This is a genomic window from Streptomyces sp. CBMA123 (genome assembly GCF_014596465.1).
In the GTDB taxonomy this organism is placed as follows: Bacteria; Actinomycetota; Actinomycetes; order Streptomycetales; family Streptomycetaceae; genus Kitasatospora.
In genome coordinates, this window is the sequence record NZ_MECK01000625.1 from 23,286 (window position 1) to 34,515 (window position 11,230).

An 11,230-nucleotide genomic window follows, 5' to 3' on the forward strand; every position below is an offset into this window, starting at 1 on the left:
GCATACTGACCAGGGCTCCTGGAAATCAATTCCCGAGCCTGTTGGAGGTTGAATACCTGTGCGCCTTCTCGCGATCGAACGGGACCAATTCGAGGACCGTCTCAGGGAGATATTCGGGCCGCGCATCACGCCGGTCGAGGAGTCCTTCGACATCATTCAGAAGTACAAGGACGGCTCGTTCGCCATGGGCCACATCGGCCTCATGCTCTACGCGAACGGCTACAACCTCCGCGGCGCCAGCAGCAAGTACCCGAACGGGCTCGTCTACCACGACGGGACCAACATCTTCGGGGTCGGGTACTTCAGCAAGGAGGGGCACGTCGCCAAGCACCTCCACATCGTCGCCCCGAAGGGCCCGACCCGCTTCGAGGCGGTCCGGGAGTTCATCGCCACCGTCCGCGCGGCCGGCCTGGCCCGGGAGTCGGTGTACGTCCGGCACCTGTCGGCCGAGGATCGCGACGCCTTCCTGGCCGCCGGGTTCACAGGGATCGACACCGACCCCTGGCACCTCGGGGCCCCGGAGGAGGACGAGACCTACCCGAACCGGGTCTACTACCTGGACGAGGTGTTCGACCAGGACGAGGACGGCACGCTCCAGGTCGCCAAGCTGGCCGGCGAGGAGCGGCGGAAGTACAAGAACAAGAACAAGATGGCCTACCGGCGCTTCCAGAACTTCCTGGAGCGCAATCCCCACCTCTCCTTCCAGATCGAGCCCTACCACTACTCCGGGCCCGAGAAGGAGAGCGCCCGCGGCGTCGTGGAGAGCTACTTCCAGGCCCGCCGCGAACAGGGCACCGTGGTCGGTTCGACCCCGGAGGACTACCTCGCCATCGTCCGCGTGCGGCCCGGCGGAGACAACGAGAAGGACTACTTCTCCTACCTCGGCAACATCGTCACCGAGGACGGCGAGAAATTCCCCGCGATGTTCTTCGCGGGGGAGCGCATCGGAGAGCGGCGGGCCGCTCTCTACTGCACCATGACCATGCGTTTCCGGGAAAGGCTGACCGGGCTCTTCAAGGACAGCACCGGATTCACCGCCATTCCGCAGTACGTCTGGCTGACCGTGTTCCGGCTCATGTGGGAGCAGGGCATCCGCGAGGTCGACGCGGGCGGTTCCGAGGTCAAGGGCCTCGACGACCAGAAGCGCCAGCTGGGCGGAAAGCCGGAGAAGACCTTCTGGGTCGTCGGGGCCGCCGCCGGCGACCCGACCGCCTGATGCCACCCGTTCCGAACCCGAAGGGGAAGTGATGGAGTCAACCATGTCCAACGCCGACTACGACGTCTGCGTCGTGGGTCTGGGGTACGTGGGCGTCACGCTCACCGCGGCCCTGCTGAAGACCGGCAAGAGCGTCCTCGGGTACGAGTACAACAAGGCGGTCGCCGAGGACCTCGACGCGGGCGTGCTGCAGCTCGCCGAGCCCGGCGTCGAGGAGGTCTTCCGGGACGCCGCCGGCAGCCGCCGGCTGAAGGTCACCTCCGAGCTGGCGGCCGGCGCGCTGCCGCCGGTGGTCATCATCTGCGTCGGCACCCCGATCGAGGTCGACGGCACCGACCCCAACCTGCGCCACCTCCAGGCGGCGGTGGAGACCATCGCCGACGGGATCGACGAGAACACCCTGGTGATCGTCCGCAGCACCGTGCCGGTCGGCACCACCCGCAACCTGGTGCTGCCGCTGCTGCGCCGCACGGTGGCCGAGCCGCTGGTCGCCTTCTGCCCCGAACGGACCATCCAGGGCAAGGCGTTGGACGAGCTGCTGTCATTGCCGCAGATCGTCGGCGGCATCAGCGACGAGGCCGTGCGCCGCGCCACCGAGCTGTTCGCCTCGCAGACGCCCACCGTGGTGCCGGTCTCCTCGGTCGAGGCCGCCGAGATGATCAAGCTGATCTGCAACTGCCACACCGACCTGATCTACGGGTACGGCAACGAGGTGGCGCTGATGGCCGAGAAGCTCGGCCTGGACGCGGTGGAGCTGATCAAGAACGCCAACTTCGGCTACCCGCGGCCCGATCTGAGCCTGCCCGGCTTCGTCGGCGGCAGCTGCCTCACCAAGGACCCGTACCTGCTGATGCACGCGCTCAAGCCGCACGGCCACACGCCGGGCATGATCGCCGCGGCCCGGCAGCTCAACGAGTCGCTGCCGAGCCGGATCGGCGAGCGGGTGCTGGCCGCGCTGTGGGAGCAGGGCTGCGACCCGGCCACCGCCCGGGTGCTGGTCTCCGGCTTCGCCTACAAGGGCCAGCCCGAGACCGACGACCTGCGCGGCGCCGCCTACGAGGGCCTGCTCGACGTGCTGCGCGACCGGGTCGGCGAGATCGTCGGCCACGACTTCGCCGTCCCGCGCGAGCGCCTCGCCGCCCTCGGCGTGCGCCCGGTCGACCTGGCGGAGGGCTTCGAGGGAGCCCACGCCGTGGTCATCCTCAACAACCACCTCTCCTACCGCGACCAGGACATCGACGCGCTGATGGCCACCATGGCCCCGCCGGCCGTCGTCTACGACACCTGGCGCATCCTCCCCGCCACGTCCAACGTAATGAGGCTCGGCCATGCGTAAGAAGATCCTGATCACCGGTGGCGCCGGATTCATCGGCATGCACCTGGCCCGCCGGCTCGCCGACGAGCACGACGTCACCGTCCTGGACGACTTCAGCCGCGGCCGCCAGGACGACGAGCTGGACGAACTCCGCTCCAAGGTCACGGTGTTCACCCACGACCTGACCCTCCCGCTGCCCGCCGGGCTGCCCCGCGACTTCGACGAGGTCTACCACCTCGCCGCCGTCGTCGGCGTCGTGTACTCCAACCAGGAGCCGCAGCGGGTGCTGCGCACCAACCTGCTCTCCACCATCCACGTCCTGGACTGGTTCAAGGAGCTGGACGGCGCCACCCTCTGCTTCGCCTCCTCCTCCGAGGCCTACGCGGGCAGCGTCACCGCCGGCGTCGCCCCGGTGCCGACCCCCGAGGACGTCCAGCTGGTCGTCTCGGACCCGACGGTGGCCCGCTCCTCGTACGGCTTCAGCAAGATCGCCGGCGAGCTGCTCTGCCGCAACTACGCCCAGGCGTACGGCTTCCCGCTGCGCATGGTCCGCTTCCACAACGTGTACGGGCCGCGGATGGGCTACGAGCACGTCATCCCGCAGTTCATCGAGCGGCTGCTCGGCGGCGCCGACCCGTTCGAGATCTACGGCGCCGACCAGTTCCGGGCGTTCTGCTACGTCGAGGACGCCGTCGCGGCCATCGCCGCGCTGACCGCCCTGCCCACCGAGGACACCCTCCTGGTCAACGTCGGCAACGACCGCGAGGAGATCCGGATCGACGACCTCGCCCGGGTGGTCTTCGACGTCGTCGACCGCCACCCCGCGCTGGACGTCCACCCCGCTCCGCCGCTCTCCCCGGAGCGCCGCGTCCCGGACATCTCGCTGCTGCGCTCGCTCACCGGCTACGAGCCGAAGACCGACCTGCGCGAGGGCGTCCGCCGCACCTACGAGTGGTACGCCCGCGACCGGGCCGCCCGCGAGCAGCGGTCATGACCCACGTGCGGATCGTCCACCGCGGCTACTTCCCGGCCCGGGCCGGCGCCGAGGCGATGGCCCAGAACCTCGCCGAGTCGCTGGCCCGGCGCGGCCACCGGGTCGGGCTGTACTGCAGCAGCATGGACGAGGAGTCGGCCCGCTGGATGACCGGCGCCGGAGTCGGGGTCGGTGTGCTGCCGGCCTCGGCCCCGCCCGCCGAACGGCCCGACCTGGTGCACGCCTTCGACTGCGTGTGGCCGGACTACCCGCAGGCCGCGCTGCGGCTCGCCCGCGAGTGGGACGTCCCGCTGGTGTTCACACCCGCCTCGGCGGCCGGGGTGTGGCAGGACCGGGAGGCCGTGCTGGACGTCGCCCGGCAGGCGGACGCCGTCTTCGTGCTCACCGAGGCGGAACGGCGGCTGTTCCTGGAGGCCGGCGTCGACCCGGCGGCCCTGCACCTCAACGGCCAGGGACCGCAGTTGAGCGCCACCGCGGCGCCCGACGGCGCGGCCTTCCGGGCCCGCCACGGAATCGACGGGCCGATGGTGCTCTTCCTCGGCCGCAAGATGCGCAGCAAGGGCTACCACCTGCTGCTCCAGGCCGCCCGCAAGGTGTGGGCGGACCACCCCGAGGCCCGGTTCGTGTTCGCGGGCCCGGACTGGGACGAGGACTGCGCGGAGGTGTTCGCGGCCCACCGCGACCCGCGGATCCTCGACCTCGGCATGGTCGAGGAGGACGAGAAGGCCGACGCCCTCGCCGCCTGCGACGTGTTCTGCCTGCCGTCCACCGTGGACATCTTCCCGCTGGTCTTCGTCGAGGCCTGGGTCAACGGCAAGCCCGTCGTCTCCGTCACCTTCGACGGCGGCGATGAGGTCGTCCGGCACGGCGTGGACGGACTGCTCTGCGAGCCCGACCCGGACGCCGTCGCGGCGTCGGTGGTCCGGCTGCTCGCCGACCCCGCCGAGGCGGCGGCCCTCGGGGCGGCCGGCCGCACCCGCACCGAGCGGGAGCTCAGCTGGGACGCGGTGACCGACCGGTACCAGACCGTCTACGACCGGCTCACCGCACGCACCGCCGGCCCGGCCGGCACCCCTTAGGGCGTTTCCTTCCGGCCCCGCCGAGCGCGGGACCGAGGGGGCGACCCGCGCGTGCTGCCGAGCGGCCCACCGCCGGCACCACCGCACCGTGCCCGATGCACACGCACGCGGCACCCGAACGAACACCGCGCACCACAGGCGCGCGGGGGGATGGTGGAGCAAGAGATGTCCGACTGGAAGGTAAACCTGTACCGGCCCCGGCTCGGCGAGGCCGAGGCCGACGCCGTGGCGGCGGTGCTGCGCTCGGGCTGGCTGTCCAACGGGCCCGTGACCAGGGAGTTCGAGGAGGCCTTCGCCCGCGCGGCGGGCGCCGAGGACGCGGTCGCGGTCAGCAACGGCACGGCCGCCCTGCACCTGGCCTTCCTCGCCCTCGGCCTGGGCCCCGGCGACGAGGTCGTCCTGCCGTCGCTGAGCTTCGTCTCCGCGGCGGCCATGGTCACCCTGTGCGGCGCCACCCCGGTCTTCGCCGACATCACCGGCCCCGACGACCTCTGCGTCGACCCCGCCGACGTCGCCGCCCGGATCACCCCCCGGACCAAGGCGATCGTCGCCATGCACTACGGCGGCCACGCGGCCGACCTGCCCGCGCTCGCCGCCCTGGCCCGCAAGCACGGCATCGCCCTCGTCGAGGACTCCGCGCACGCCCCCGCGACCCGCTCCGCGCACGGCGTGCTGGGCACCGTCGGCGACATCGGCTGCTACAGCTTCTTCGCCACCAAGAACCTCGCCACCGGCGAGGGCGGCATGGTCGTCGCCCGCGACCCCGAGGTGCGCGAACGGATCCGCCGGCTGCGCTCGCACGCGCTCACCGTCAGCGCCCAGGACCGCCACCGCGGCGGCCCCTCGCTCTACGACGTCGACTCCTTCGGCCTCAACTACCGCCCCACCGAGCTCGGCAGCGCGATCGGCCTGGTCCAGCTCGCCGACCTGCCGCAGCGCCAGGCGCGCCGCCAGGAGATCGTCACCCGCTACCGGCAGGGCCTGGCCGGCACCGAGGGCCTCGGCCTGCCCTTCCACGACCGGCCCGTCGAGCTCGCCGCCCACCACCTGTACGCGGTGCTGCTGCCGGACGGCGACGCCCGCGGGCGGATCCAGGACACCCTGCGCGCGGCCGGCGTCCAGAGCGGCGTCCACTACCCGCCCAGCCACCTGTTCACCGCCTACCGGGAGCGCTTCGGCCACCGCGAGGGCGACCTCCCGGTCACCGAAGAAGTGATGGACCGTCAACTGTCGCTGCCGCTGCACGTCGACATGGCCGACGAGGACACCGACCTGGTGGTCCACGCCCTCCGGGGCGCCCTGACCGACGCCTCCGGGGCCGGCGCGTGAGCCCGTCCACCGCCCACCGCTACACCCTCGTCGACAGCGGCTTCCACCGCGACGGCGAACCGTACTTCAGCGTGGGCTTCAACTACCACCCCTCCAGCACAGGTTGCGACTACTGGCGGGACTGGGACGCCGAGCGGCTGGACACCGACTTCGCCCGGATGGCCGAACTCGGCTTCAACACCGTCCGGTTCTTCGTCTTCTGGGCCGACTTCGAACCCGAGCCCGGCGTCTACGACCCGGTGGCCACCGAGCGGCTGCGCGAGTTCGGCGCGCTCGCCGCCCGGCACGGGCTGCAGTGCCTGCCCTCGCTGCTCACCATCTGGATGAACGGCCAGCGCTTCGACCCGCCGTGGCGGGCCGGCCGGGACCTCTGGCACGACCCGGAGATGACCGAGCGCCAGCTCGGCTTCGTCCGGCACGTCGCCAAGGCCCTCGGCGGCGTCGCCGACGTCCTCGCCTACGACCTCGGCGACGAGGTCATCCACGTCGACCAGGCCGCCTCCGGCGCGCTGGGCCCCGACGGGGTCCGCCGCTGGTGGGGCCTGCTCGCCGAGGCCGTCCGGGAGGCCCACCCCGGCGCCCTGGTGCTCCAGGCCAACGAGGCGTCCGCCGTCACCGGCGCGCACGCCTTCCGGCCCGAGCACGCCGACCCGCTCGACCTGGTGGGCCTGCACGGCTTCCCGGTGTGGACCCCGTTCCACATCGAGTCGGTCGCCGCCCCCAAGGCCACCGCCCTGGTGCCCTACCTGGTCCGCCGCGGCCGGGCGCACCGGCCGGTGCTGGTCGACGAACTCGGCAGCTACGGCTGCGACGAGGACACCGCCCGGGACTACCTGCGGGCCGCCGCCCACGGCGCGCTGGCCGCCGGCGCCTGCGGGGTGATCGTCTGGTGCTGGCAGGACTTCACCACCGAGGCCAAGCCGTACGCGCTGCGCCCCAACGAGCGGTTCGTCGGCCTGCTGCGCGCCGACGGCACGCCCAAGCCGGCCATGGCGGCCTTCCGGGAGTTCGCCGGCCGGGCGACCGGCGAACTGGCCGGGTTCCGGCCGCTGCCCGCCCCCGTCGGCGTCCACCTGCCCGAGCACCGGGAGGACGGCGACGCCGGCTACCTGGCCTCCGGCGGCTCCGCCGCGGCGGCCGGCTTCTACGCCGCCCAGCTGCTGCAACGCGCCCACCTGCCGTACGAGTTCACGGCCGGCCCGCCGGTCGCCCCCGGCGCGCCCGGCGGCCACCGGATGCTGGTCTGCCCCTCCGTGCGGCACATCACCCTGGACGGCCAGCGGGCCCTGGCCGAGTACGTCGCGGCCGGCGGCGTCCTGCTCTACACCGGCGGCGACCTGCTGCACGGCTTCGGCGGGGAGGAGCTGTTCGGCGTCCGGATCACCGACTTCACCCTGCGGGCCGAGGACGCCGACTCCTTCACCTGGCAGGGCACCCGGTACCCGCTGGCCCGGGAGGCCGGCCAGCTGCCGGTGCTCGCCGCGACCACCGCCACCGTGCTCGCCGTCTTCCCCGACGGTTCGCCCGCGCTCACCCGCAACCGCCACGGCGACGGCGTCGCCTACCACCTCAACGCCCCGTTCGAGCAGCAGCTCAACGCCCCGCACCGGCTGGACGAGCAGCCCTGGCACCGGCTCTACGCGGACGTCGCCGCCGCCGAGGGCCTCGCCGGGGAACTCGTCGGGCGGCCCACCGTGGACAGCCCCGAGGTCGAGGTGACCGTCCTGGGCCGCGGCGACGAACGGCGCGCCCTGGTGGTCAACCACGCCCCGCGCGCGGTCCGCACCACGCTGCACCACGGCCTTGGGGCCGAACCCCTGGAACTCGGCCCCAAGGCCGTGCACCTGATCGGCTGGACGCGGCGACGGGAGGCCGACGCGTGATCATCGACGCCCACGTCCACGCGGGGGAGTACTACCGGCACTACACGGCCGCCTTCGCCGAGGAGATGATGGCCACCACCGGCATGCCGCCGGAGGCCCTGACCGCGCCCGAGGCCGCGCTGCTCGCCCACATGGACGAGGCCGGCGTGGACCGGGCCTTCCTGCTCGCCTTCGACGTCCAGCGGATCGAGGGGTTCAAGGTCCCCAACGAGTTCGTCGCCGCGATCTGCGCCCGCCACCCCGAGCGCTTCACCGGCTTCGCCTCGGTCGACGCCGGCACCCCCGGCGCCGCCGCCGAACTGCGCCACGCCGTCACCGAACTGGGGCTCGCCGGGCTCAAGACCGCCCCCTGCTACCTGCGGATGTCCCCCGCCGACCCGCTCTGGAACGACGTCTACGAGACGGCCCAGGAACTGGACGTCCCGGTCCTGGTCCACACCGGCTACACCCCGGCGAAGAAGGCCGACCCCCGGTTCTTCAACCCCCGGCTGCTCGACCGCGTCGCCACCGACTTCCCCGGCCTGCGGCTGATCCTCGCCCACCTCGGCACGCCCTGGACCGACACCGCCCTGGAGATGATGGCCCGTCATCCCAGGGTGTACGCCGACCTGTCCATCTTCAGCTGGTACCGGCCGGCCCCCACCGTCGCCGCCGCCCTGGCCCGGGCCCGCGGCCTCGGCGTGCTGGACCGGCTGATGTGGGGCACCGACCACCCCTTCTGCACCATGACCGACTCGGTGACCCGGATGCGCGAACTCGCCACCGACGACTCGCTCTGGCCCGACGGCACCGCACTCACCCCGGCCGAACACGCCTCCCTGATGGGTGGCGCGGCGGCCGGGCTCCTCGCCGCGACCCAGGGGGGAACGCACCCGTGAAGACCCTGCAATGGCACGCCCCCCGCGACGTCCGGATCGTCGAGGCGCCCGTCCCCGCGCTGACCGGCCCCGGCGACGCGCTGGTCCGGGTGGTCCGCTCCGCCGTCTGTGGCACCGACCTGCACCCCTACCGCGGGGAGATACCCGGCTTCACCCCCGGCACCGTCACCGGCCACGAGTTCACCGGCGTGGTCGAGCGGGTCGGCGCCGGGGTGCGCGGCTTCCGCCCCGGCGACCGGGTGGTCGCCTCCGACGTGATCGCCTGCGGCAGCTGCTGGTACTGCGCGCGCGGCTGGCACTACCAGTGCGCCGAGGTCGGCCTGTTCGGCTACGACACCGTGGTCGGCACCACCCCGGTGGCCGGCGGCCACGCCGAGTACGTCCGGATCCCGTTCGCCGACACCGTGCTGTCCGCGATCCCCGACGAGGTCACCGACGAACAGGCCCTGTTCGTCGGGGACATCCTCGCCACCGGCTACGCCGCCGCCGAACGCGCCGGGATCCGGCCCGGCGACGTGGTCGCCGTGGTCGGCTGCGGACCGGTCGGCCTGATGGCCCTCAAGGCGGCCCAACTGATGGGCGCCGCCGAGGTCCTGGCGATCGACCCGGCCGAGAGCCGGCGGGCGACCGCCGCCGCCCAGGGCGCGGTGCCGCTGGCCACCGGCGACGACCTCGCCGAGAAGGTCCGCGCGCTGACCGAGGGCCGCGGCGCCGACGTCGTCCTGGAGGCCGTCGGCGTGGACGCCTCGCTGCGCAGCGCGCTGGAGATCGTCCGGCCGCTGGGCACCGTCTGCGCCGTCGGCGCCCACGCCTCGGAGGCCATGCCGATGCCCACCGGCCTCGCCTTCGGCAAGGAACTCACCCTCCGGTTCGCCGTCGGGGACCCGATCAGCTCCCGCGACCGGCTGATGCGGCTGATCCGCACCGGACGCATCGACCCCACCTTCCTGATCTCCCACCGACTGCCCCTCGCCGAGGCCGTGGAGGGCTTCAAGCTCTTCGACGCCGGCCACGCCATGAAGGTGGTCCTGGTCCCGTGAACCCCCTCCTTCTCCCCGCCGACGGGCCGGCCACCCTCCCCGCCCTGCTGGCGGAACGGGTCCGCCGCACGCCCGACGCCCCCGCGCTGGACTGCGGCGGCACCCGGCTCAGCTACCGGGAACTGGACCGGCGGGCCGGGCTGCTGGCCCACCGGCTGCGCGGCGCCGGCGTCGGACCGGACGTCCCGGTCGGCCTCCACCTGCACCGCTCGGTGGAACTGGCCGTCGCCCTGCTCGCCGTCCTCAAGGCGGGCGGCGCCTGCGTGCCGCTGGACCCGGGGTACCCGGCCGAGCGGCTCGCCTTCGTCCTCGGCGACGTCGGCGCCCCCGTCCTGCTCACCACCGCGGGCCTCGCCGGCCGGCTCCCCGGGCCCACCGCCCGCGTCCTGCTCGTCGACGAGGCCGCGGATGTCGCCGACGGCCCGCTGGACGAGGCCGGGGTGCACCCCGAGAACCTCGGCTGGATCGCCTACACCTCCGGCTCCACCGGCCGCCCCAAAGGCGTCCCGCTGGGCCAGGCCGCGCTGGCCGCGCTGGCCCTCGGCATCGCCGGCCGGCTGGAGCTGACCGGCGCCGACCGGGTCCTCCAGTTCGCCTCCATCGGCTTCTCGGTGGCGGCCGAGGAGGTCCTGTCCACCTGGGCCGCCGGTGCCTGCCTGGTGCTGGACCCGGCCGAGGAACTCGCCGACAGCGCCCGGCTGCTCGCCCTGGTCGAACGCGAACGCGTCTCGGTGCTCCAGCTGACCCCGTCCTACTGGTACGAGTGGCTGCGCGAACTCGACCGCGGGCAGGGCCCGGTGGCCCCGCCCGCACTGCGGCTGCTGGTCGTCGGCAGCGAACCCGTCGCCGTCGACAAGGTCGCCGACTGGTGCGCCACCGGCGTCCGGCTGGTCCAGGAGTACGGCGCCACCGAGGCCACCGTCTCCCAGCTGCTGCACGAGACCGCGGCCGGCGCCGAGGAGATCCGCGGCTGGGACCGGCTGCCCATCGGCACCCCGCTGCCCGGGACGCACGCCCACATCCTCGACGAGCGGATGGAACCGGTGCCCGACGGCGAGCCGGGCGAGCTGTACCTCGGCGGCCCCGGTGTCTCCCGCGGCTACCTCGGACTGCCCGCCCTGACCGCCGACCGCTTCCTGCCCGACCCCTTCACCGACCGCCCCGGCGGCCGGATGTACCGGACCCGCGACCTGGCCCGCCGACTCCCCGACGGCGCCCTGGAGTTCCTCGGCCGGATCGACTACCAGCTCAACATCCGCGGCATCCGGGTCGAGCCCGGCGAGGTCGAGAACGCCATCGGCCAGTTCCCCGGCGTCCTGGACAGCGCCGTCCTGGCCCGCCCCGACGACAACGGCGCCGAGCAGCTGGTCGCCTGCGTGGTGTGGGCGGGCGACCCGGAGGTCCGGGCGCTGCGCGCCCGGCTGCGCGCGGTGCTGCCCCCGGCCCTGGTGCCCGCCCGGTTCGCCGCGCTGCCCGCGCTGCCGCTGACCGCCAAC

The 11,230-nt window shown here is 73.4% G+C and carries 9 protein-coding genes; all 9 read left to right on the forward strand.

All coding sequences use genetic code 11. The features are described from left to right. Positions 1 to 58 precede the first annotated feature (58 nt). Complete coding sequence (locus BG452_RS42165; protein WP_188309673.1) at positions 59 to 1,216, forward strand: hypothetical protein; 1,158 nt, start codon at positions 59 to 61, stop codon at positions 1,214 to 1,216. A gap of 43 nt (positions 1,217 to 1,259) precedes the next feature. Then, complete coding sequence (locus BG452_RS42170) at positions 1,260 to 2,552, forward strand: nucleotide sugar dehydrogenase (RefSeq protein WP_223243533.1); 1,293 nt, start codon at positions 1,260 to 1,262, stop codon at positions 2,550 to 2,552. Then, complete coding sequence (locus BG452_RS42175; RefSeq protein WP_188309675.1) at positions 2,545 to 3,525, forward strand: NAD-dependent epimerase/dehydratase family protein; 981 nt, start codon at positions 2,545 to 2,547, stop codon at positions 3,523 to 3,525. The genes BG452_RS42170 and BG452_RS42175 overlap by 8 nt, the downstream gene beginning before the upstream one ends. Next, complete coding sequence (locus tag BG452_RS42180; RefSeq protein WP_188309676.1) at positions 3,522 to 4,604, forward strand: glycosyltransferase family 4 protein; 1,083 nt, start codon at positions 3,522 to 3,524, stop codon at positions 4,602 to 4,604. Before BG452_RS42175 ends, BG452_RS42180 begins: the two co-directional genes overlap by 4 nt. A gap of 165 nt (positions 4,605 to 4,769) precedes the next feature. Next, positions 4,770 to 5,933, forward strand: coding sequence for a DegT/DnrJ/EryC1/StrS family aminotransferase (locus BG452_RS42185; RefSeq protein WP_188309677.1), 1,164 nt, complete (start codon positions 4,770 to 4,772; stop codon positions 5,931 to 5,933). Further along, complete coding sequence (locus BG452_RS42190; protein WP_188309678.1) at positions 5,930 to 7,816, forward strand: beta-galactosidase; 1,887 nt, start codon at positions 5,930 to 5,932, stop codon at positions 7,814 to 7,816. The genes BG452_RS42185 and BG452_RS42190 overlap by 4 nt, the downstream gene beginning before the upstream one ends. Further along, positions 7,813 to 8,694, forward strand: a complete 882-nt coding sequence (locus BG452_RS42195) for an amidohydrolase family protein (protein ID WP_188309679.1) — start codon at positions 7,813 to 7,815, stop codon at positions 8,692 to 8,694. The genes BG452_RS42190 and BG452_RS42195 overlap by 4 nt, the downstream gene beginning before the upstream one ends. Continuing rightward, on the forward strand, positions 8,691 to 9,734 hold the full coding sequence (locus BG452_RS42200; protein WP_188309680.1) for an alcohol dehydrogenase family protein: 1,044 nt from the start codon (positions 8,691 to 8,693) through the stop codon (positions 9,732 to 9,734). The genes BG452_RS42195 and BG452_RS42200 overlap by 4 nt, the downstream gene beginning before the upstream one ends. Beyond that, positions 9,731 to 11,230, forward strand: a 1,500-nt coding sequence (locus BG452_RS42205) for an amino acid adenylation domain-containing protein (RefSeq protein ID WP_188309681.1), incomplete at its 3' end; no start/stop codon positions are given. The genes BG452_RS42200 and BG452_RS42205, both read left to right, overlap by 4 nt.

Excerpts from the sequence above, each read along its gene's own strand:
- BG452_RS42170 (WP_223243533.1), top strand. The coding sequence starts at position 1,260 with ATGTCCAACGCCGACTACGACGTCTGCGTCGTGGGTCTGGGGTACGTG.
- BG452_RS42180 (WP_188309676.1), top strand. The coding sequence starts at position 3,522 with ATGACCCACGTGCGGATCGTCCACCGCGGCTACTTCCCGGCCCGGGCC.
- BG452_RS42175 (WP_188309675.1), top strand. The coding sequence starts at position 2,545 with ATGCGTAAGAAGATCCTGATCACCGGTGGCGCCGGATTCATCGGCATG.
- BG452_RS42185 (WP_188309677.1), top strand. The coding sequence starts at position 4,770 with ATGTCCGACTGGAAGGTAAACCTGTACCGGCCCCGGCTCGGCGAGGCC.